General features: G+C 60.4%; 26 protein-coding genes and 2 pseudogenes. 9 read left to right on the top strand and 19 right to left on the bottom strand.

Annotated features, from left to right (window positions below):
* Nucleotides 1-155: 155 nt before the first annotated feature.
* The 5 genes from GL300_RS25030 (at nucleotide 156) to GL300_RS25010 (ending at nucleotide 3,329) form a co-directional block, all read left to right on the top strand.
* Nucleotides 156-665 carry a hypothetical protein gene (locus GL300_RS25030; RefSeq protein WP_155042399.1) on the top strand — a complete coding sequence of 170 codons (510 nt, stop codon included), beginning with the start codon at nucleotides 156-158 and terminating at the stop codon, nucleotides 663-665.
* A 7-nt stretch (nucleotides 666-672) separates the two neighbouring features.
* Nucleotides 673-1,122: a DUF421 domain-containing protein gene (locus GL300_RS25025; RefSeq protein ID WP_155042398.1), complete on the top strand. Its 450-nt coding sequence runs from the start codon at nucleotides 673-675 to the stop codon at nucleotides 1,120-1,122.
* Between the two features lie 108 nt (nucleotides 1,123-1,230).
* Nucleotides 1,231-2,088 (top strand): SDR family oxidoreductase, encoded by an 858-nt coding sequence (locus GL300_RS25020; protein WP_155042397.1) that lies wholly within the window; start codon nucleotides 1,231-1,233, stop codon nucleotides 2,086-2,088.
* Between the two features lie 14 nt (nucleotides 2,089-2,102).
* Nucleotides 2,103-2,318: a hypothetical protein gene (locus tag GL300_RS25015; RefSeq protein WP_155042396.1), complete on the top strand. Its 216-nt coding sequence runs from the start codon at nucleotides 2,103-2,105 to the stop codon at nucleotides 2,316-2,318.
* Between the two features lie 3 nt (nucleotides 2,319-2,321).
* Nucleotides 2,322-3,329 (top strand): DNA topoisomerase IB, encoded by a 1,008-nt coding sequence (locus tag GL300_RS25010; RefSeq protein WP_155042395.1) that lies wholly within the window; start codon nucleotides 2,322-2,324, stop codon nucleotides 3,327-3,329.
* A gap of 70 nt (nucleotides 3,330-3,399) precedes the next feature.
* Here the strand turns inward: GL300_RS25010 and GL300_RS25005 are convergent, their stop codons facing one another.
* From GL300_RS25005 to GL300_RS24960, 10 genes and pseudogenes are all read right to left on the bottom strand, one after another.
* The gene (locus GL300_RS25005; RefSeq protein ID WP_155042394.1) at nucleotides 3,400-3,561 is read right to left on the bottom strand and encodes a hypothetical protein; all 162 of its coding nucleotides are present in this window, start codon (nucleotides 3,559-3,561) and stop codon (nucleotides 3,400-3,402) included.
* A 93-nt stretch (nucleotides 3,562-3,654) separates the two neighbouring features.
* Nucleotides 3,655-4,922, bottom strand: a pseudogene (locus GL300_RS25000) (IS256 family transposase).
* A 631-nt stretch (nucleotides 4,923-5,553) separates the two neighbouring features.
* On the bottom strand, nucleotides 5,554-7,440 hold the full coding sequence (locus tag GL300_RS24995; RefSeq protein ID WP_170297807.1) for an ABC transporter ATP-binding protein/permease: 1,887 nt from the start codon (nucleotides 7,438-7,440) through the stop codon (nucleotides 5,554-5,556).
* Nucleotides 7,441-7,760: 320 nt separating this feature from the next.
* Nucleotides 7,761-8,162 carry a hypothetical protein gene (locus tag GL300_RS24990; RefSeq protein ID WP_155042392.1) on the bottom strand — a complete coding sequence of 134 codons (402 nt, stop codon included), beginning with the start codon at nucleotides 8,160-8,162 and terminating at the stop codon, nucleotides 7,761-7,763.
* 241 nt (nucleotides 8,163-8,403) lie between these two features.
* Entirely contained in the window at nucleotides 8,404-9,033 is a 630-nt protein-coding gene (locus GL300_RS24985; RefSeq protein ID WP_155042391.1) for a photosystem reaction center protein H, read from the bottom strand.
* Between the two features lie 170 nt (nucleotides 9,034-9,203).
* A complete protein-coding gene (locus GL300_RS24980; protein WP_155042390.1) occupies nucleotides 9,204-9,674 on the bottom strand; it encodes a sigma-70 family RNA polymerase sigma factor in 471 nt (156 codons plus the stop codon).
* A 94-nt stretch (nucleotides 9,675-9,768) separates the two neighbouring features.
* On the bottom strand, nucleotides 9,769-9,948 hold the full coding sequence (locus GL300_RS24975; RefSeq protein WP_155042389.1) for a hypothetical protein: 180 nt from the start codon (nucleotides 9,946-9,948) through the stop codon (nucleotides 9,769-9,771).
* A 120-nt stretch (nucleotides 9,949-10,068) separates the two neighbouring features.
* Entirely contained in the window at nucleotides 10,069-10,305 is a 237-nt protein-coding gene (locus GL300_RS24970) for a DUF6894 family protein (RefSeq protein WP_155042388.1), read from the bottom strand.
* Between the two features lie 7 nt (nucleotides 10,306-10,312).
* Nucleotides 10,313-11,023, bottom strand: a complete 711-nt coding sequence (locus tag GL300_RS24965) for a Crp/Fnr family transcriptional regulator (RefSeq protein WP_155042387.1) — start codon at nucleotides 11,021-11,023, stop codon at nucleotides 10,313-10,315.
* Between the two features lie 76 nt (nucleotides 11,024-11,099).
* Complete coding sequence (locus GL300_RS24960; protein WP_155042386.1) at nucleotides 11,100-11,525, bottom strand: hypothetical protein; 426 nt, start codon at nucleotides 11,523-11,525, stop codon at nucleotides 11,100-11,102.
* Between the two features lie 171 nt (nucleotides 11,526-11,696).
* On the opposite strand from GL300_RS24960, the pseudogene GL300_RS24955 reads away from it, so the two are divergent.
* Nucleotides 11,697-12,463 (top strand): annotated as a pseudogene (locus tag GL300_RS24955) (integrase core domain-containing protein).
* A 139-nt stretch (nucleotides 12,464-12,602) separates the two neighbouring features.
* Here the strand turns inward: GL300_RS24955 and GL300_RS24950 are convergent.
* The 3 genes from GL300_RS24950 to GL300_RS24945 all read right to left on the bottom strand — a co-directional run bounded on the left by GL300_RS24950 (nucleotide 12,603) and on the right by GL300_RS24945 (nucleotide 14,796).
* A complete protein-coding gene (locus GL300_RS24950; RefSeq protein WP_155042385.1) occupies nucleotides 12,603-13,289 on the bottom strand; it encodes a hypothetical protein in 687 nt (228 codons plus the stop codon).
* Between the two features lie 54 nt (nucleotides 13,290-13,343).
* A complete protein-coding gene (locus GL300_RS27585) occupies nucleotides 13,344-13,724 on the bottom strand; it encodes a spike base protein, RCAP_Rcc01079 family (protein WP_425495936.1) in 381 nt (126 codons plus the stop codon).
* Nucleotides 13,725-13,863: 139 nt separating this feature from the next.
* On the bottom strand, nucleotides 13,864-14,796 hold the full coding sequence (locus GL300_RS24945) for an IS5 family transposase (protein ID WP_155042384.1): 933 nt from the start codon (nucleotides 14,794-14,796) through the stop codon (nucleotides 13,864-13,866).
* A 204-nt stretch (nucleotides 14,797-15,000) separates the two neighbouring features.
* Here GL300_RS24945 and GL300_RS24940 point away from each other — a divergent pair, with 204 nt between their 5' ends.
* Nucleotides 15,001-15,240 (top strand): hypothetical protein, encoded by a 240-nt coding sequence (locus GL300_RS24940; protein ID WP_155042383.1) that lies wholly within the window; start codon nucleotides 15,001-15,003, stop codon nucleotides 15,238-15,240.
* Between the two features lie 584 nt (nucleotides 15,241-15,824).
* On the opposite strand, the gene GL300_RS24935 is transcribed toward GL300_RS24940, so the two are convergent.
* Nucleotides 15,825-17,387 carry an ISL3 family transposase gene (locus GL300_RS24935; protein ID WP_343043216.1) on the bottom strand — a complete coding sequence of 521 codons (1,563 nt, stop codon included), beginning with the start codon at nucleotides 17,385-17,387 and terminating at the stop codon, nucleotides 15,825-15,827.
* Between GL300_RS24935 and GL300_RS27580 the strand changes: the two genes are divergently transcribed.
* Both GL300_RS27580 and GL300_RS24925 read left to right on the top strand, forming a co-directional pair.
* Nucleotides 17,292-17,762 (top strand): ATP-binding cassette domain-containing protein, encoded by a 471-nt coding sequence (locus tag GL300_RS27580; RefSeq protein WP_425495935.1) that lies wholly within the window; start codon nucleotides 17,292-17,294, stop codon nucleotides 17,760-17,762. The two genes, GL300_RS24935 and GL300_RS27580, sit on opposite strands and share 96 nt — an antisense overlap.
* Before the next feature lie 272 nt (nucleotides 17,763-18,034).
* Nucleotides 18,035-18,229 carry a DUF1127 domain-containing protein gene (locus tag GL300_RS24925; protein WP_155042381.1) on the top strand — a complete coding sequence of 65 codons (195 nt, stop codon included), beginning with the start codon at nucleotides 18,035-18,037 and terminating at the stop codon, nucleotides 18,227-18,229.
* Nucleotides 18,230-18,398: 169 nt separating this feature from the next.
* On the opposite strand, the gene GL300_RS24920 is transcribed toward GL300_RS24925, so the two are convergent.
* The 5 genes from GL300_RS24920 to GL300_RS26525 all read right to left on the bottom strand — a co-directional run.
* Nucleotides 18,399-18,719, bottom strand: coding sequence for a hypothetical protein (locus GL300_RS24920; protein WP_155042380.1), 321 nt, complete (start codon nucleotides 18,717-18,719; stop codon nucleotides 18,399-18,401).
* A 372-nt stretch (nucleotides 18,720-19,091) separates the two neighbouring features.
* Entirely contained in the window at nucleotides 19,092-19,949 is an 858-nt protein-coding gene (locus GL300_RS24915) for a DUF2189 domain-containing protein (RefSeq protein WP_155042379.1), read from the bottom strand.
* 203 nt (nucleotides 19,950-20,152) lie between these two features.
* Nucleotides 20,153-20,350 carry a helix-turn-helix transcriptional regulator gene (locus tag GL300_RS26990; RefSeq protein WP_343043215.1) on the bottom strand — a complete coding sequence of 66 codons (198 nt, stop codon included), beginning with the start codon at nucleotides 20,348-20,350 and terminating at the stop codon, nucleotides 20,153-20,155.
* Nucleotides 20,347-20,718: a hypothetical protein gene (locus GL300_RS26985; protein WP_246195432.1), complete on the bottom strand. Its 372-nt coding sequence runs from the start codon at nucleotides 20,716-20,718 to the stop codon at nucleotides 20,347-20,349. Before GL300_RS26985 ends, GL300_RS26990 begins: the two co-directional genes overlap by 4 nt.
* Nucleotides 20,719-20,743: 25 nt before the next feature.
* Nucleotides 20,744-20,978: hypothetical protein (locus GL300_RS26525; protein WP_211595400.1), on the bottom strand; the 235-nt coding region annotated here is incomplete at its 5' end.

Below are 20,978 nucleotides of genomic sequence, written 5' to 3'. Positions count from 1 at the left end.
ACCGTAAGGCGGGTGCGCCCGGGGTCGGGCCACAACCCCCTCAGGGGATCGGGGTTCCATGGTGCCGAATCTTCGCGAGGCCGGAACAAACCCTTCGTTCAGCGGTTTTCAGCGGGGCTTTACGGCTCATGTTCAGCTGTGAGGAGGTTGCGACCATGACCGGAAACCTTCGAATTCCTGCAATCCGCACAGATGGGCTGCAATTGGAGGAACACCGCGACTTTCAGGAACGCTACTGGCGTGTCCAGCGTCTGGCGTGGCTTGGCTATGGCCTCGCTATGACCTTTGCGCTTCTTGGACTGACTGGCAGCGGCGGTGCTTTACATATGCAGGAGATCCGCTTTCCCGGGGCCGTGGCCGAAATACCCCGTGTCGCGCGCTGGGAGGCATGGGACGAGATCCGGATGACATTCACCGGCCCGGGGGACGAACACAGGCTTCGCATCGGAACCGATTTTTTCGACCTCTTCGAGATCGGCCGCATTCAGCCGGACCCTGTGGAAAGCAGCCTCGGCTCCCACTCGCATGTGATGAGCTTTACCGCAGAAGGGACGACCCCGCATGAAGTCCGTATCTCGACCCGACCGATGCATTTCGGCTGGACGCGCTTCGAGCTTGGCCTTGATGGTGAAAATCGAAGCGTCCGCATCCTTGTTCTACCATAGGTGAGAAATGGATTCCGTCGTCAGGGGCGTCACCATCTATGCGATCCTGCTGCTCATCACGCGGCTTTCGGGACGCCGGACGCTTGCCCAGTCCACACCCTTCGATTTCGTTCTGCTGCTGATCATCGCCGAGACCACTCAGCAGGCTTTGCTGGGCGACGATTTTTCGCTGATCAATGCGCTGATCCTGATCCTCACCCTATTCTCGGTCGATATCCTGCTGTCTTACGTCAAGCGTAACTCGCGCCGGGTGGCGCTCTGGCTCGACGGGGCGCCAACCGTATTGATCAGCGGCGGCAATATCGACGAACGCGCTATGCGTCGGGCCAGAATCGGCATCGGCGACGTGTTGGAGGCGGCGCGTCAGCAGCAGGGTCTGAAGCGCCTCGATGACATCGAGGCCGCAGTGCTGGAGATCAGCGGCGGCATCAGCATTATCCCCAAGCGCGGGGATTAAGGTTGGAACAATGCGGCGGCGGATGGGTTCATCCCCTATACACCAAAGCTCACCACCGGTCGTGAACCTTGGCTTTCAGGGGGTGGGCCTCGCCATGAGGTCACGCGCATGAAGGACTATCCCAAACCACCCTTTCCCGAACAAAGCCAGAAGCTTCCCGGCAGCTTCAAGAAGATGAGGCCGCGCCCGGATCATGGCGAGACCTCTTGGCGCGGCGCGGGTCGGCTTGACGGTATGGTCGCGCTGATCACCGGTGGCGACAGCGGCATCGGGCGCGCCGTCGCCATTGCCTATGCCCGCGAAGGCGCGGATTTGGCCATCGCCTATCTGAACGAAACCGATGACGCCAAAGACACGGCGCAGATCGTCCAAGAGGCCGGACGTGACTGTCTGCTGCTACCCGGCGATCTGGGCGATCCGGCACATTGCCGCGATCTCGTGGCCCGGACGGTAGAGCAGTTTGGCCGCATCGATATTCTCGTGAACAATGCCGCCCATCAGATGAAATTCGACGAGATTAGCGAGATTTCCGACGAGGAATGGCGGAGTACCTTTGCTGTCAATATCGATGCGATGTTCCATCTGGCAAAGGCCGCCATTCCGCATATGGCCCCCGGCGCCTCAATCATCAACACCGCCTCGATCAATGCCGACAAGCCGAACCCGACACTTCTGGCCTATGCCACGACCAAGGGGGCGATCCAGAACTTCACCGCAGGACTGGCACAAATGTTGGCCAAGAAGGGAATTCGGGTGAATGCCGTCGCCCCCGGCCCGGTGTGGACGCCTCTGATTCCGGCAAGCTTTCCACCCGAGGAGGTAGCGAAGTTTGGTGAGAACTATCCAATGAAGCGCCCGGCCCAACCGGTCGAACTGGCATCGAGCTATGTGATGCTGGCCGAGCCGATGTCCAGCTTTGTCTCGGGCGCGACGATTGCCGTGACCGGCGGCATGCCGATGATCTGAGAAAGGATTTCCTGATGCCACACCCGCTTCTGCGCCTCGGCCTCGGCATTGCCGCAGGCTTCCTGTTGAAATCCGCTTTGGACGCACGGCGCGACCGATCCGCGCCGCGTCTGGAAAGCATCCGCGATGCCGGACCCAAGGCAATGGCCGCGCCGCCCCGCAATTGGGACGTTGTGGACGAACAGGCCGATCAATCATTTCCCGCTAGCGATCCCCCGGGCAATTACTGAGACATGACGGCGGTGCTGGTCTACGTTTCCGACAGTGAGCCCGGCATCACGCGGCGCAAGGCGGGTAAGGGCTTCAGCTATCGCGGCCCCTCGGGCGAGGCCTTGAGCCGCGACGAGCTTGCCCGGATCAGGGCGCTGGCTGTCCCTCCGGCCTATCGGGACGTCTGGATATGCCCGCGTCACGATGGCCATCTGCAGGCGACGGGCCGTGACGACCGGGGGCGCAAGCAATATCGCTACCACCCGCAATGGCAGGCGACACGGTCAGGGACAAAATATGCCCAGCTTGTCGCCTTTGGCTCTGCATTGCCGGGTTTGCGCATACGGATGCGCCGTGACCTGCAAGGCGATGCGGGTGATCGGGACTTTAGCCTTGCGGCGCTGGTCCTGCTACTGGATCGCACCTGCCTGCGCATCGGCAACCCCGCCTACGCCGCGACAAACCGCAGCTTCGGGGCCTCGACCCTGCTCACTCGCCATCTGAGCCTTAACGCCGACGGTCTTATCCAACTGAAGTTCCGCGCAAAAGGCGGCAAACTTTGCCACCATGTCCTGCGTGACAAGCGCCTCAATCGCATCCTTCAGCAGATCGGCGATCTGCCGGGGCGCAAACTCTTCACCTATCTGGACGCGGCGGGAGAGGTCCACAGCCTGTCCTCGCAGGATGTCAATGCCTACCTCTGCGAGCTTGCAGGCGCGGGTATGACTGCAAAGACCTTTCGGACTTGGGGCGGCACGTTGGCAGCATTTGAATTGGCGACAAGTCTTGCGGCGGACGCCCGGCTGAGCGTTCGGATGATGGCCGAGGCCGCCGCCGAGCGGCTCTTCAACACACCGGCCATCTGCCGCACCTCATATATCCATCCCGCCGTAATGGATCTGGCACAGCTTCCCGGCTTGGAACGGGCCGCGTTGCTCTCGGCCTTGCCCCGCCCGGAAATCCCGGAGTTGCGCGCGTCCGAGCGGGGTCTGCTGGGGTTTCTTGGCGCGGCTTCGCCCGTTCAGGCGTGACGCGCCCAATCAGCAATCTTCAAGTTCCAGCCGATCTGACGCGAACGATCGGTCCGGAGATAGGCCCAGTTCAAAAGTGCTGCGGGCAAGCCCAAACCCAGACCCAAGGCCCCACCCAGATAAAAGTCTCGGATGACACAAACCCTATGGCCAGCAAAGCAATCACCACGGCTCCGGCAAGGCAGGCGACCCAAAGATGGTTTAGCACCAAACGGACATAGGGAATGATCATCTTCCTTCCTGATGCTCCCCTGCGCAAAGAAACGCCCCGCAAGGTCACGTCCGTCAAGCTGGTGTAAATTCCCTGATAGCCTGAGGGCATGATTCAGGCGGCTTTTGTGGTTATGCTGAGAATGGGGTCGATTTCCTCCGTGTCGATCTGGGCGAAGGCCTCGACCATCATGTAGCGGCTCGAAGTCTGCCATTCGTCGTTGGTTTCGAACAGCACGGCACCGATCAGGCGCATGATGGATGCCTCGTTGGGGAAGATCCCGACGACATCGGCGCGCCGCTTCACCTCCTTGTTCAGGCGTTCGATGGGGTTCGTGGAGTGCAGCTTGGTGCGGTGCTGTCGCGGGAGTTCGCGCCGGTCCGCGAAGCGGCAAACCGTCCGGGGGACGGTTTGAGGCAAGAACGGGCGGAGCCCATATAGGCCAGCACGTCATGCTCGCTGGCGTCCATGAGATCAGCCAGCTTCGGCCAACGCGGGCGCAGCTGTTCGGACACCTTGCGCCAGGTTTCGCCCGCATGGGCGCGGTCGGGCTGGTCGAAGGCCTGCCGGATCGCGGCGGCAACGACGGTGTGCTGGCCGCGCGAGACATGCGCGAGGGCGTTCCTGATCCAGTGAACGCGGCACCGCTGCCATGTGGCCTCGAACACGCGGGCGATGGCTGCCTTGAGGCCGGTATGGGCATCACTGATCACCAGCCTGACCCCGCCAAGGCCTCGGGCACGCAATGAGCGCAAGAACTCAGTCCAGAACGTCTCGGCTTCGGATGGGCCGATCGCCAGGCCAATGATTTCGCGGCGGCCTTCGGTGTTCGCGGCCACGGCGATTATCGCCGCGACGGGCACGATCCGGCCACCCTGGCGCACCTTGAGGTAGGTGGCGTCCAGCCAGACATAGGGCCATTCGCCGGTCAATGGGCGGTTCAAAAACTCGCCGACGCGCTCGTCTATGTCCTTGCACAGCTTCGAGACGGTGCTCTTCGAGATGCCGCTCAGCCCCATCGCCTGCACCAGTTCGTCGACGCGACGGGTGGAGACGCCGCCGATCCATGCCTCCTGTATGACGGCGACCAAGGCCTGCTCCGATGTCTTGCGGGCCTCAAGGAAGCCCGGAAAGTAACTGCCCTGCCGCAACTTTGGCACCCGCAGGTTCAGCGTGCCCAAACGGGTATCGAGAGCGCGCTCTCGATACCCGTTGCGCCAGGTCGTGCGTTCGCCGCTGCGCTCATGGCGGCCAGCGCCGATGATGCCGTCCACATCGGTCTCCATGATCAGTTGCAGCACCGCTTCGGCAATGCCGCGCAGGAAGTCACCCTGATCGTGCTTGGCCAGAAGCTCGGACAGGTCCATGTTCGTCTTGGTCATCGGGGTCTCCGTAAGGTCCGTGGTTGAAGTCGCCAAACTCCACCTCGAACATACACCTCGATGGCCACCTGGGATCACACCGCCGATGGCGACGAAATTACACCAGCTCCTCGGACGCTAACCCCCGCAATCGCGCATGTTCTAGTCTGTGCTGATCGCGAAAGCGTGTGCAGTCCATCGCGAACATTGCCGCAGGCAGCGAGTTGAACACCCACAAGGCATGTGCACCGCGCCCGTTCGCGGCGCGAGCAGCGCGACCTCCAAGAGGTCGCGACAGAGAGGAGAATACTATGAAAGGCATCGTTGCCTGGCTGCTCGGCGTCCCCGTTATCGTCATCATTCTGCTTTATCTGACCGGGGTCTTCTGAGGATTGATCATCCGGTCGGTCGGCAATCGATCGAAGGAAACGCGCCGCCCGTAACCATCCCGCCGCGATCATCGCCATTGTTTTGGCCCTGACAGTCGCGGGATTGGCATTGCTGTGGTGGATTGCGGCCGATTCGGTCGCGCAAAACGACATCAACCGTATCGGCTCGCCGGAGGCCCCCGAGGGGAGAGCATTACCTGCTCCCGCAATCCACTACTCCCGCTCGGCACGCCAGCAGCCGGTAGCCCACCTGCCAACTGGGCCTATAGATGCGGCGGAGGATGACGCGGATCGGGGATGGCAGGCGGTGCCCCTTTTACCTCGTCATCAACGCGCTTGATCCGACCGTAAGTATGGATGAGACGACCCCAAAAGGTATCGAGCCGTCGCCCGATCCGATCTCCACGCACGAGCCGGACATTGCCCTGCAGTCGCTTCAGTTCCAATTGACGCGAATGGTACTCGGCCAATCCCGGTCGATGCGCGACGCTGATCAGCGCGGCATCGGGCAGTTCCTTGATCAGCGCCCTCATCACCCGCGTCTGACTGTCATCATCCAAGGCCGAGGTCGCCTCGTCCATAACCACCAGATCGGGCCGTTCGATCAGGACCCGGGCAAAAGCGATGCGCTGCCGTTCGCCGCCCGACAGGACGTGGCTCCATCGGTCTTCGTCATCCAGACGCGGCACGAACCCGGCCATCCCGACGCGCTCCAGCACCCGTGCGGCCTCGGCATCACTCAGGGTTTCGGGGGCATGGGGATAGCTGAGACATGCGCGCATGCTGCCCAGCGGTAGATAGGGCGTCTGCGGCAGGAACATTGTCCGCCATGCGCCGGGCAGGACGATCTCGCCGCTGCCCCAAGGCCATAGGCCCGCAATCGCCCGGACCAGCGTGCTTTTTCCGCTGCCGGATTCGCCGCCGACCAACACGCGCTCGCCGCGCGCGATCACCCCATCAGCCTCGTCGATCACGACTATCCCATTGTCACGGCGCACGATCAACGCGTTCAGGCGCAATTCCTCGCCCTCGTCCTGCCGCAGTCGGATCAGCGAGCCGTCGGCGCCATGGATAGCCCGCTCGTGCTCGTCCATGCCGCCGATTAGGACAGACAGCCGGTTCGCCGCGGCCCTCCATCCGGCCAGCACGATGAAATTGTCCATCACCCAACTGAAAGCCAGTTGCACCTGCACGAAAGCCGCCGAGACCTGCATCAACTCGCCTAGGCTCATGCCCCCCTGCATGTATTTTGGCGCGCCAATCAGCAGCGCGATCACCGGTAACATGACGGCGCTCATGTTGGTCAGGATGGTGATGCGTCCGTGATTGGCGCCGACGGCCCAGATGGCAGCGGCGACGCGGTCGAGGGAGTGCTTGAGGCGGCGCTTTTCCTCATCCTCGCCCTGGATCAGGGCGATCGATTCTGCGCTTTCCCGGACGCGGGTCAATTCAAAGCGTAGATCGGCCTCGGCGGCGTTATGGGTTTCGACGGCGGCGATCAGGGGGCGACCAATGAGCCATGTCAGACCGGTCATAACCAGAGCGTAAAGGATCGCCGCAAGGACAAAACCATAGGGGACGATGATCGTCCCTGCGGCAGAGGGAAACTGGACCTCACGCCCGACCAGCGCCAATACGCCGATGAAGGTCATCGTCGCCAGGACCGCATTGAAAAGCCCGACCGACAGGTCGACAACCGGGGTCAGCGCCTGTTTCAGGTCATCCGACAGGCGCGCCTCGGGGACATTCACTCCGGTCGAGGAAACCTCGAGCTTGTAATAGGTGCGGTCGCCCAGCCAGCGGTCGATCAGACTAGCCGTCAGCCAGCGCCGCCATTCGGCTTGAAGCCCCATGCGCAACCGGACAAGGCAGAAATTGATCAGCGCACTGAGCACAAGCAGAAGAAGAAAGATCATGACCATCCGCGGAATCGCTTCGATGGCGCGATTTTCCAGCGTATCGAAGAAGCCCTTGCTCCAGCGATTGATCGAAAACAAGATGCCGACATTTGCGATGACGACAACGACGACGCCGCAGGTCAGCATCCATGCGATCCTGCGCGCCGGGCCGGTCCAGAACGGCAAGGCGATTTCGCGAAAGCCGGGGCCCGAAACCGCCTCAAACGGCTCGGACTGCGGATCTGTTGGCATGTCGCGCTGCGGGTCGGTCATGGTTAGACGGTGTTTGCAATATGCCGTTCCGGGTCGCCCGGCAGCATGAAAAGAAGCCGGGCAGCGATCAGGTTCAACGCCGTGCGGCGTGATTTGCTCCAGCCGACGGCAAGAAAGCCGAACTTCCGGGAAAGGCCGTCGGCGCCGAGGCGAATGCGAGGGCATGACGGACATCGGATATTGCCCCGCACCCGTGCCGGAATGTCTTCACCTGCCCCAGACCCGAACGGATGGCGCAGGACCACAGGCGCAAAGCCGGGTGGCCGAACAACCGCGTCACTCAGCTTGGTTTATTGCGCTTAGCCGTAGCGCGCAGCGCAGGCCTCGGGGCCTTGCGTCGAAAGCGCCTTGAGGCGTTGTTGTAATGCGTCGCGTTTGCGCATCTCGGCGGCGGGGTCGATCGCCACGCGCTTGCGGACGACATCGGTCCCGCCATAGCAGGTGCCATATCCCACGCCTCCCCAGCCCCAGCCGTCGTAACCTCCGCCATATCCGCCCGCACAGAAGCTGAAATCCCCTCCGTCCCTGATCTCGTTCTCCCAGGCATAGCCCCGGGAAATATTCGCCTGCACCTCGGCCAAGAGACGTGAAACCTGACGGTATTCCGATGATACGCGCGCCTCGCACCTTTCTTCCGGCGCGCCGCAGGACGTAAGGCCGATTAGCGCAAAATATCCTAGAGCTGCGGTCGCGCGGTTCATTGGTATATGTCCGAAATGGGGGGGCAACTTATTTCTTCACACGTAACGCTTGAGTGGCTGCTGGGGTCCCGGCATGTGGCGAAAGTGCTGACGTCAAATTTCGCGGTAATCGTCCCGGCCCGGTTGAGGGAAAAGAAACGGCGCCGCGTGAAGCAGATGAAAGCGCGGGTCGAACAGCCGTACGGCCCGCATCTACCATCATGATGAATCAGCTACGAATTTTGGCAGCGCCATTAACTGCTCACGCGTCTTCGGCAAATTCGTTGTCCTTGCGATAGGCAATCAGTTCCTCGACCGGAATGGCGACGCGGTGTTCACCCATTCCCAAGAAACCACCGACATCGATCACGGCCTGCGTAATCGCGCCCCGATCAGCGGTCATTGCATCGGCGGATTGCGCCGGAGGCGTCGCCGCTTCGGTCCGTGACGCGCTGGTCGCATCATGGCCGACATTGCCGATCTTGTCGCCTTCGATCTTGGCCGCGCCGCTCGCGGCGGGATCGGTCGACGCGACGCCATCAGGCGCGGTCATCGGAGGCGGCGTCGTGGCGTCAGAGGCCGGGTTGGCGGTGATGGCCGAAGGTGTCGCGTCCGTGCCTGCGACGCTGGTGCTCGCATTGGCAAAGACGAGGACATGAACCTCGCCAATTCTTTCGCCGGTCGCGTCATAGACCGTCACGCCGTCAAGATTTTCGGCGCTGAAGACGACCTTCTCGGCGATATAGCCTTCCGGCACGGTGATCGTGGGTGGCATTGCCGTAGTGGTTGTAGCCACTGGTTGCACCGCTTGTGGCGTCGTCACTGTCTGGGCCGCCACGGCACCAGCCGTCAGCGCCAGCATGAGTATGCCTGTCGGGAATAGCTTTATCATCCTCTCCTCCTTACGCAGGAAAGCGTGGATAATGCGAACTTGCAAATGCAGAAGTTGTTCCTGAAATATCCCGGCAAGCAGCCCGGCGCTTGATCGGCGCGGGCAGGATTGCGCGACAAACTGCCGGTTCGCGAAGGTCTTGGTAATCTGGTGCTGAAATCATCCAGCGATTAAAGTGCTGGGTCCAAGGCCTCGCGCAACATCCGCCGGGCGCGGTTTACCCGGCTTTTGATCGTGCCGATATCGCAGTCAAGTATGCGTGCCGCATCCAGATAGCTCTCGCCAAAGGCGCCGACAAGGATGATTGCGTCACGATAATGGCCCGGCATGTGACGCAGGGTGCGATGCAATTCCATTGCCTGAATGTGCCATTCTTGCGATGCCTCGACCCGGGCTTGCGTCGAGACACAATCCGCGCCGCCTGTATGCTCGCGCGCCGCCTTGCGGCATTTGGTCAGAAAGCGGTTCCGCATGATAGTGAAGAGCCATGCCCGCAGATTCGTTCCGGGGCAGAATGAATCCGCATACTCAATTGCCCGCAACAGGGTTTCTTGAACCAGATCCTCTGCTTCGGGAGTGGATTTGCACAGAACGCGCGAATAGGCCCGAAGCGCGGGGATTTGTTCAACGACGTCATTCATGGAATCGCCTCCCGTATTCACTCTCTGAGAAAAATGTTTGGGAGGGGGCGCTGGTTCCGGCGGAACTCGGGCGATAGGCCCGGCCGGAAAACTGTCAGCGCCGTGCGTCGGCGAGCGCCCGCGACAGACGCTCTGCCAATTCCATCAGCCGCGGCGACAATGGCTCTTTGCGCGTCTGTTCGAGCAATTCGGACAATGCCTTGTCCAATTCCGGCTCGAGGCGCGGCGTGTCATCCTTCCCGGCCATTCGCAATCCCACCATCTCGCCTTCCATATTCCGCATCAACCTGAAAACATCGTCAGATGTGCCCGAAATACCGTTTGCCGGTCATCACAATGACGACAAGCCTAGCAATGGCATGGTGAATTTTCAATGTTGGCAAACGAGAACAGCTTATTCCAGCCATTCGGCCACAAGTTCTAGGACGGCGCGAAAGATGCGCCTGCCCTGTTCGTTCCGCACCACCACCGAAACCGCATGGCGATCGCCATCTGGCAGGACATCGCGCGCAAGTGGCGGCAGCACGGCGATCGCGAGATGTCGCGCAGCGGCACGATCCGGCAGGGCTTGCCCAAGCTCATCTGACGTGAACCGTAAGCCGTCATCGATATCGAAAAAATAGCGCGGCATGGAGCCCTCAGTGTTCGGGCGGCAGGTGAAGATAATCGGGATCGAATTCCGAGAACTCCATCAGTTGCGCGATATCGGGAATAGTGATCTGGCGGTCCCGCAACTCGATGAGCCCATCCTGACGCAGCGCGGTTATGACGCGCTGCACATGGACGACAGTAATGCCCAGCGTATCGGCCAGCTGCTCCTGCGTCAGGCCCAACGAAAACGCTTCAGGCCATCCGACCGCAGCAAAGCGCAGATACAATTCGCAGAGCAAATGTGCCATCTGCCGGTCCGAGCGGCGCTGACCCATGTTGACCAGCCATTCGCGCAAGATCGCCTCATCGACCAGCGAAGACCACCACATGCCCCGAGCGATACGGGGATACTCCTGCAACAGATCTTCGACTTCGGGACGAGAGATATGCGCGACACGACAGGGCGTCAGAGTGCCGATGCTGTGATCCATGCGGCCAAGGATAGCGATATGCATGTCGCAGAAATCACCCGGGATCAGAAGGTCCATAATGGAGCGGCGTCCATCGGGGAGGATCTTGTAGCGGCAGGCGATCCCGTCAAGGATCGCATGGACGAATTCCGGATCATCACCTTGACTGATAATATCGGTCCGTGCGGGCATGGCCCTCCAGTTCCGGACAAGCTCATCAAGACGTGCCTCGTCGCTCTCGCGCAGCACGGCACCGTTGTTGAGCTTTCGGGCGACAAAATTGCGCATGAAATATCTGCCGTCATTGCTTTTACCGCGTTGTCGATCGAACATAGTCAGACCACCTCGCGTTCCGTCGCGGATCTCATCTTCCCAGCATCTTCCGCAACATCACGCGGGCCGCATCCCGACGGCTTTCAAGCAACCGTCGGTCAAGGTTCAGGACACGCATCGCATCATGTGGCGAAAGACGTAGGACATCCAACAGGACCAGCGCCCGACGCTGCGGCAAGGGCAATGCCCTGATGCCGGCGACCAATGCGTCATGACCATGTCGCGCAGCTGGCTCGAACGCGACTATTTTAGGAGCCTGCAAGCTTGGGTCTGAACACATCAGCGCCAGCATGCGAACTGCAACGTCGATGACCATACCCTGTTCGGCCAGCTGGATCGCTTCTTTTAGCGCACGTTCCAACAACGCGGCGGCGCTCTCATCATCTACGCAGATCAGGCGCGCAAATGTCCGCACCTTGCCAAGGTCATCCTGTAGCTTTGCACCCCCTTGGTCCAAGATCCTGCTCCATGTCGGTCCAGAAGCAAGGATCACCCATCCGCCACATGCAGGGGCCAACATTTGTTGTGACGCCATTCGGTTTGTCCCAGATGACCGCGGGACCTGTAGAAATGTCGGATCTTACGAGGCACCCTTCTTCAAAATGGAGCAGAGAAAGCGTGTTTTGGCATGAAAGAGGAGCGCCGAGAAATCCAGCGCAAGCTTCGCATTCTGCAACACGCGGCGGAAAGCGGGGAACGTTCAGAAAACCGGCCGCTATTTTGGAATCGGCCGCGCTAGTTTCTATCGATGGCAGGCGGCTTGCCGAAAACTGGGTGACGAAGGCTTGATCAACCGAAAGCCGATCCCGAAGAAGCCGGCCAACAGGACTGCACCAGAAATCGAGGAGAAGGTCTTGCACCTACGCCGAAGCTACCATTTGGGGCCGGTGAGGATCGTCTGGTATCTCGATCGCTACCAGATCCAAGTCGATGTGAAGTTCCTGACCTTCATCGCTAAAAAAAGAAAGAAAATCAGGCGTTTTCAATATACCGCGATTGATGATGCGACACGCATCAGGGCGTTGAAGATCTATGCGCGGCATACCCAGGCCAACGCCATCGACTTCATCAACCATGTCATCGACAAGTTTCCCTTCCGGATCCGCAAGGTGCGGACCGATAACGGGCACGAGTTCCAAGCAAAATTCCATTGGCATGTCGAGGACAAGGGCATCCGCCATGCCTACATGAAACCAGCGTCACCCCAGCTGAACGGAATTGTCGAGCGATCACATCGCTCCGATCAGGAAGAATTCTACCAACCTCACCTACAAGGACGACGTGGATCTCGAAGCCAAGTTGGGCGAGTGGGAGCGTTTCTATAACCTCGCCAGACCTCACGGGGCTTTCAACGGCAAAACGCCTTATGAGGCGCTCAAAGAGCGGCTATCATAAGCGGGCGGGTGTCTCGCAGCCTTCATTGCATCACAGACAGGCCGTGCTGTTGTAGACCTTATGCCGTCATGCAGGAATAGGCCGGGGCCGGGCGTTCGCATGCCGGCCCCTCGTTGACCCATCCACTTGGGTTGCGAGATCAGCCGCCGCTGCTTTCCGAGTCGGTACCACCCCCGCTTTCGGAACCGCCGTCAGAATCCGAATTGCCGCCCGCATCATCGCTGCCGGCGTCACTGCCCGCCCCGACATCGGAGCCGGTATCGCCGGTTCCGGCACCCTCGGTCCCATCATTTTTAGCCGCATCATCGGATTTAGCCGCATCATCGGAACCGCTATCTGCCGCATCATCGGCAGCTTCGTCAGTAGCGCCGTCGGTGCCAGCTACACCAGCTCGAGTAGCCGAACGAGGAGAGGGAGTTGCATCGCCCGAATTATCCGGCGACTGCTCCTCCTCGCTCAGGACGCGTTCACCATTCACCTTGATCAGGCGGCCCTCGACGAGGTTATAGACAAGATTGACATCGTCATTGCCGCGCGTCCCGGTGATCGTCATCAACGAACCTTCCCGCAGGATATGGATGTTCTCGAACCCCTGCGCGACCAATGTGCTGGCGATGTTTTCATTATTCATGGTCTGGTTGAAGGCCGGGTATTCGGAAACGACCTGGGCCGCGACAGGCGAAGGTCCTTTAGATTCCGTGGCTGCCTCGGGGACCACGACGGTTTGACCGCCGCCGGTCACAATTTCGGAGCTTGTCTGCGCCAGTGCATAGCTACCCAAGCCTGCCGTCAGCACCACCGCGCTCAGCATTCCTTTCACAAACATGTCGCCCCTCCATTGGCTTTGCTGCCGCTCAACGCAGCGCCTAGCGCACGGGTTCTAGGCGGTCACGGGATCGTCAAGCAGCAGGTCAGCCAACGGCGCGGCGGTCCACGACAATTCCCGTCGGGATACTACAAAGCTGCGCGGGGCCTGAATATGGGTGGGTCTGCGGCCGAGGCTACATATCAGCCCGAGGCCGGTGAGTGAGAGCGTCCCACCGTTGTTGATAGACACTGCCCGGAGGGCTTCGGTCAAATCGACAGTGTCTCTCGGCGTCACGGCGAAGGCGCCAGTTGTCGGGGCGTCCCTGATGCTATGGGTGAAGGCGTAGTAGACATGCTGATCTCCAGACGAACAAAAACTCGCGCGAGAACGGGATGAGCGGGAACATTCGGATCGGATCCCGGTTACCCGATCCCTCGCGTCGCCATGGGGCATAAGTTCCGTCAACCCCAAGCGGCAACACGCCTCTTCCGGTAAGGGGGCGTGCGTGAGCGGGGGGGTGTGCTTAGCCGGTCCACCCGGCTCTGTTGCGCAAATCAGGTAACGGTCGAGTTCCCCCTTTCCCCGGACGGGCTCATCCCTGAGTCTGGGTGACGGGTATACCGAGTGCTGTGAAGCCGTTGAGCACGGCGACACGGACCTGAAGTTCGGCCACCTGGCGATCGGGGTCTCTCGCCATGAGGCGTTGTCCCAGAAGCTTCATGCAATGCATCTTGGTTTCGGCGCGACTTCGGCGGTGATAGCCGCTCCATTTTTGCCAGAGCGTCCGGCCAAGGTATTTCGACGCCTGGATCGCTTCGTTGCGCGCGACTGCGCCAACCGAGGTCGGCTTCCAGGGCTTGGCGTTCCTGCGGGGCGGAATGATGGCCGCAGCACCCCGGTCCGCGATGGCATCGTGGCATTTCCGGGTGTCATAGGCACCGTCGGCGGTGACGCTGCCAATCTCCTGATCGGGTGGGATCTGGTCGAGCAGTCCGGGCAGCATCGGGGCATCGCCGATATCGCTGCTGGTGAACTCGACCGCCCAGATTTCCAGGGTTTCCTCGTCGATACCAAGGTGCACCTTGCGCCAGATGCGACGTTTTCGGCCACCATGCTTGCGGGCGTGCCATTCGCCTTCGCCCTCCACCTTGATGCCCGTGCTGTCGATCAGCAGGTGTAGTGGACCTAGTGAGCCGCGGTAGGGGATGCTCACGTCAAGGACCTTCTGCCGACGGGAAAGGGTGCTGAAATCCGGCACCGACCAATCCAACCCGATCAGATCCAGAAGGCTTTCAATAAAGCCCGTGGTTTGGCGCAGGGCCATCCCGAACAGCACCTTCATCGACAGACAGATCTGGATCGCGGCATCACTATAGGTAGGTTGACGACCACGCTTTCCGGTTGGCTTGGCCTCCCAGATCATCTCGGGGTCAAACCAGATGGTCAGGGAACCGCGTTGCTTCAACGACTTGTTGTAGGCCGGCCAGTTCCTGGTCTTGTAGATCGGCGATGTAGGTCTGCTCATCCAGCCTGACTAACACGCTGGATTCACCGTATGAATCCCCACAGCATTTGCGCAACAAAGCCGGTCCACCCCCCGAGATAAACCGCGTGATGGCGAGGGCCAGACGGCCTATGTCGTCAAAATGGGCGCTACTTCTTTATTCTTCTGAACGATAACCGCTCGCTAGACGATAGGTCCGGTCAGCATGATGCAATCACCCCGTGCATGCCTCATATCGAGTTCATCCGCTCGGTATTCTCGGGTGGTGTCATGGAGGACCCTTTCATGGGTACCGACCGAGAAGACCCGAAACCGCTCACCCCTCCCCCGCAGCAAGAGTTCCCCGATCCCCTTCCCGAACGGGAACGCCTTCAGGGCGAGCCCGCTGATCTGGAAGATGAACGCGAAGCTGCGCCCGAGACAAAGATCGTCGCAGGCCACTACAAAACCAATCGTCCGTGGTAGTCGGATTCAATTTCCGGAAGTCAGGCGCCATGCGATGGGGTGCCCTCTTACGTCACCAAATGCCTTGATTGTTTCCGGATCGCAGGGCGGCGAGTCTAGCTCGCCGCTTTCGCACGTGCGCAACCACCTTGGAGTGCCATTCATGAGCAAGGCCGCAGTTCTCACAGATGCGCTGACCGGCGTAACCGCGTTTTATCACAGCCCACCCTGGCATCTCGAAGAGATCAGAAAACACACGATCTGCACGATTGTCACGCTATCAAACGAAGACGGAACCCGCCGATTCATCCCTATCAGATCCGAAACCCAAAGTGTTCATAACTGCTTCGCTGATTGGTGATGCCAAGGGCACGTGTCGACCTGTGATCTCGCAAAGATAAGCCCGCCCGATCGGGGGTCAAACGCCGAACTAGGTCAGCAATCGCGACAGTTAATTGACTGATCAGTCAACTTCCGCTCACGAGCAAAAAGTAGGATAAAGGGGTGGGGTCCTGCCGAGCACAGGATCCACGATTGTTGATTTCCACCCAGAACTGACCCGGGTTTTCCATCGAGAATTGGCTCTGTCTCCCTTTTGCTGATGGTTATGCTGATGATGCTCCGAGCAGGCGCGCTTGAAGCAGATCGAGTTTCGCGCGCCCATACATCTGCCGCTTGATGAGTTTAAGGCGCGTGATCTGTCCTTCAGTCTGCCCATTCGACCATGGTGAGGTGATCGCGTTCCGGACCGCAACCAAGTCCCTCGCGACACCATTGGCGAACGAGCTGATCAGGCTACCCTGCGCCCGCTCTATCCAAGTGTCGAGCTGTGCCGCCGATTTCGAACGGATCATGGCTTGGAAGTCACCGATCGCTTTGCGCGCAACGACCAGCTCGGGGACGGTCTCCTCGATCACGGCCACCAGTATCGCTTCGGACTTGGCCAGTTCCTGCCGCGCCGAGGTCATCAGACGTGCAAGAACCCGCGCCGATGGCGTGCGTGCAAGCCCGGTTTGATTGGCTTTTTCGGCAAGACGCCTGCGTTGAGCCCAGTGAGAAACGACACCGCTTTGTCCAGAAAAGCCCTCCGCGCGCATCTCACGCCAGAGCGCCAGAGCGTTTCGGGCACCGCTGTCCCATCGTTCGTTCAACCACGGCAGCCAGCTGTCCAGAGAGCTTGGCCTGGTGCGGAACACGTCGAGGCGCTGCCCGCGCAAGACATCCCGGACCAGTTTTCGACTATGGCCCGTCTGCCGAACAATCTGCCGGATGAAAACCCCGTCCTTTGACAGTTGCAGGATCGCCTTGTTGGTTTCCTGCCGACGCAGATAGCCTTCATATTGCAGCTTCTCGGCAGAGGTCAGAAGCTTCGGATCGACGACTTTTCCCGCGACCGCCTGCCGGATCTGCCGCATCGATCTGTTGACGGCGTCCAGAAAGGCCCGGCTCGCATTTTCCATCAGATGCCAGCGATCAGCCACCTGCTCGGCATCCGGGAGTGCCTTCGCGATCGCCTCGCCATAGCCGCCGCCCCGATCGCGGGAGATGACCGAGATCGACGGGTGTCTGGCGAGCCAGGCCCGCGAGGTCTCCAAAGCTCTGTCCGGCAGCAAGGCGACAGGCTGCCGGCGCTCAAGATCGCAAACGATCGTCCCGTAGGTCTGTCCTCGTCGGAAAGCAAAATCATCAATGCCGACAACATGGAGCGCATCGCTGCGCTCAACGGCCCGCCGGCGGACCACCCGCAACAGGGTATCCTTGCTCACCGGCATCATCAGTCGTTCAGCGAAGGCGGCTCCTGGCCTGCCGCCGAGCGCCAACCCCAGATGGTGGACAAGTGTTTCAAGCCGCTGGGTCCGTCGAGCATAGCGAGCGAGACTTCCGCCATCGAACCTCTCGCAAAAGATACGTCGCCCGCAACCCCGGACATCGCACCAAAACCGGCGCGCCAAGATCATGAGACGAACGCGGCGGCCGCCAAGGGGCAGGTCAGATGGGCGGCGATGATATCGACTTTGAACCCGGTCACTTGGTTGGCCGCAATCAGGACAGCAGCCCGTAACACATCGTGAATGCAGAAGAATCTCGACCGCATTTTCCTGGCTCTGAACGGAGGCGACTGCAAAACCTTCCGGTGCGAGGCTCGCACGCTGAAATCGACCCGGCACGGCGCATCCCCCCAATCAGACGGAGAGAGCTTACCCTCAACAACAGCAAAAGTGATTCAGAGCCAGTTCTGGGTGGAAATCAACACCCATGCGGCACTGGCCCGGTTCGGTTTCCGTGCGGAGGATGCCTTGCGTTGCGCGGGCGAATTGAGCGGGGGCGAGCGTCTGCGCGCTGGTCTGGCCTGTGCCCTCGGAGCCTCTCCGCCGCCGATGCTGCTGATCCTGGACGAGCCGACCAATCACCTCGATCTAGACAGCATCGCGGCATTGGAGGCCGCGCTGGCGGGTTATGACGGTGCGGTTGTGGTTATCAGCCACGACGCAGCATTCCTTGGATCGCTCGCACCGGACAGAACGATTCATCTTGGGAAATGACCACTTTGTCCGCATCATGATATGTTTTCTTTCCTGAAGGTGTCGCGACGAGGCGAGGGATCACGCGGCCGCGTCGATGTCGCGCATGCCTTCGGTGCAGGTTTCACGCTGCATGCTGGCCTTTGCGGGAAGCCTGGCATCCGCCCATGCCACCCGCGCAGAGTGCATGGCTGCTCTGCCGGGATCACGGCTACTTCCCATATGAAGCCCGGCCTATATCCACCTTATCCGCAACATGCCCGATGGATGGGCAAGATGAAAAAGGTGCCGAGATGTCTGCTGTCGAAATGAGCCATAGCCGTGCTGCCGGTGGTTTGGGTCTCGTCTTTGCCCGCGTGACCGCGATGGTTTCCGCTTGGAACGACGCCCGCATCACCCGCCGCGAATTGAGCCAGCTGACGGATCGCGAGTTGAGCGATCTCGGCCTGACCCGTGGCGATATCAAGCGTGTTGCCCGCAGCGTCTGAAGCAATTCTGATCGATGAACAGACCCCGCGGCGATGCCTCGGGGTTTTTTCATACGCGGGCGACAGAAATCCGAAACGCGATGCTTTTCATCTACGGTTCGCTCTGTCGCATGGAGGGTGCTGCAGGACCCGAAGCCTGCCTTCCCGCGAAATGTGCCGAAACCGGTTTTCAGAAACCTATTCCGATACCTACACGACCTTGCCCCATGCCGCCATAAACCCCGAACCATCCGCTGGAGGTATAGGGATTCGAGATATCTTCTCCGGCCTTGGCCTTCTTCTCGAGGATAAAGCGGATACGTTCACGGCGGTCGCGCCAGGTTGGCTCAGCTTCGATCTGGGCGATGTCCATGCGACTGAAGACCTGCGGGTTAAGACCCATAATCGCGGCCTCTTGGATATGGCCGGGGGTCAACGGTTTGCTATCCGCTAATGCCGTTCCCACCGCAGCAGAGAACACCAACACGACGAGAGAAAGCTTCCTAAACATCCGACGCCTCCGCATCTGATATGGGCTGCCATCGATGTGGTCCCTTTGGGGGTTCGATAAAAGCGCCGCTCACCAAGATGAGATCACAAAATGCGACGATGCGAACCCCGGCAGTCATGTATCAGAACCGAAAAAAGGCCTGACACGTGACCGCATCGGTCCTCCGAAAAGCGCGCCAATGCAAACCATGACCTCCGGCGGGCATTCACCCGAAAATCACTTTATGGCCGGTTCGTCCGCACCGCTGCCGTCCCATTGGGATTCTGCCGCACATTGGCTGAACGGCCGTTAATGGGAGTGTGGAGAAGAGGCGAAAGCGGGGATCGAGCGGCTACTATGGGCGAGATGACGGCCGTCGTTTCGGCCGCACGGTTAGACCACGGCGCGACGGTAAAGATGCCATGTCGCGTGACCTAGTATAGGCAGCACGACGATCAGCCCCACGAAGAGCGGTATCATCCCCAGAACTAGCGACATGGTGACAATCAACCCCCAAAGCGCCGTCGTCCCAGGATTGCGGCGCGCGACGGCGAGCGAGGTGATCAGCGCCACTGGCACGCCCACAGGGCGGTCGATCAGCATCGGGAATGACACCAGGCTCACGCAGAGCACGATGGCGGCGAACAGAAAGCCTGTACCGCAGCCGATCACGATCATCATCCAGCCGGCGCTGGTGGTGAAGGTTGCGCGCAGAAAAGCCAGAAGGCTGTCATAGGGCTCGGGTCCGAGGGTGGCGGCCCAGATCCCGTGGGCGGCGAAAAGCCAGAGCGCGAAAATCACCGCAAGAAGGCAGCCCAGCGACAGCACCGGGCCGAGCACCCGGCCCGTCAGCGTGGCCAGCGCGGCGGTCCAACTGGCATCCTCGCCCTGCTCGCGCCGCCGGCTCATCTCATAAAGACCAATCGCCGCGACCGGCCCCACCAGCGGAAAACCCGCCGCCAGCGGAAAGAGCAGATGTACCTGCCCCGAATGTAGCGCCCAGGCGGCAAGGACGAAGCCGATCACCGGATAGAGCGCCACCGCGGTGATGACGTCGGTGCGTAGCGCTGCGAACTCCTCGACGCCCTTACGGAGCGCCGCCCTGATATCGCCGAGGCCAATCTCGTTGACCTCGGGCAGGGTCATGTCGTGGCTGCCGACCCCGTCCACCGCCGCCCCGGCGCTGCGGCCGATATCGGCCAGCCTTTGCGCGCTCCAGCTCAGCGGATTTCCAATCGTCTTCCCGTGCATGGCTGCGTCCTCCCTTCCTGGAGGGCCCCGTATCGGGCGAGGCGTCAGCCGGAGACTCCGGCGCCGCCCGCGAAACTGCGGGGCCGAACCGTCATCCGGCGATAGTTTAGCAGAGGCAGAGTTGGGTTGCACTCTCGGAAGAGAGCGGCAGTTGGGTCCGAACCCTCCCTATCTGGGTGGCTAGACGCACGCCTCAGGCGATTTCACTCGTTCTCTGGCTGAAATATCTCTTCGATCGAAAGCGCGAAGATACGCGCGATGCGGAATGCAAGTGGAAGGCTGGGGTCGTAGCGCCCCCGTTCGAGGGCGTTCACTGTCTGTCGCGAGACTTTCAGAAAGGCCGCTAGGTCCGCTTGTGACCATCCTTTTTGCTGGCGAAGCTCCTGAACTCGGTTGTTCACTTGAAGCGATACCGCGCGATCATCACTCCGATGAACCAGAGCGAGCCCATTAGACCCCAGACTGAGAACATCGAGATTTTCGGGAAACCTACGCCTTCGAGAAAGCCGTAACTGAAGGTAATCAAGGCCGTGCCGGCAAAAGCCATGGCGAGTGCCTCGAACTGAAGCTTGCGGTGCATCTCGTCCAAGTGCCGAATGCTGCGGACAACCACCCCGCATATGAACGCGGCCGGTAGCATCGGGCTAAGCGCAATTAGGGCACGGGCCAATTGGGTGCCGGTGTCATCAGCGAGGAGGTGTTGAGAAACAACCAGCGTTGCGCCGTAGGCACCCAATCCAGCCAAGAAAAGCAAAAGTCCACGCATCATCACTCCCGACCATGTCAAGTATGCTTTACTTTTCCATGATGAGGGTGCGGATTGTCAAGTATGCTTTACATTTAATCATTCGTCCCATTTGCCCCAGCTTCGCTGCCAGTTCATCAAGTATTTCGCTTCGCGCTGTCTGAGCGACGGCTTCGGCGAAAGCCGCGGTGCTGCAAGTCTGGTGCTCCAGCGTCCGCAATGGGCCGGCAGCTACGGCCGCCATTTCCTGTCCCACAGCATGTTGGGCGGGAGCTCTTCGCCGC

The sequence above is a fragment of the Paracoccus litorisediminis genome (genome assembly GCF_009711205.1).
GTDB classification, from domain to species: Bacteria; Pseudomonadota; Alphaproteobacteria; order Rhodobacterales; family Rhodobacteraceae; genus Paracoccus; species Paracoccus litorisediminis.
Note: the sequence above shows the minus strand (reverse complement) of the source record. Positions and strands in the feature narration are given on the sequence as shown.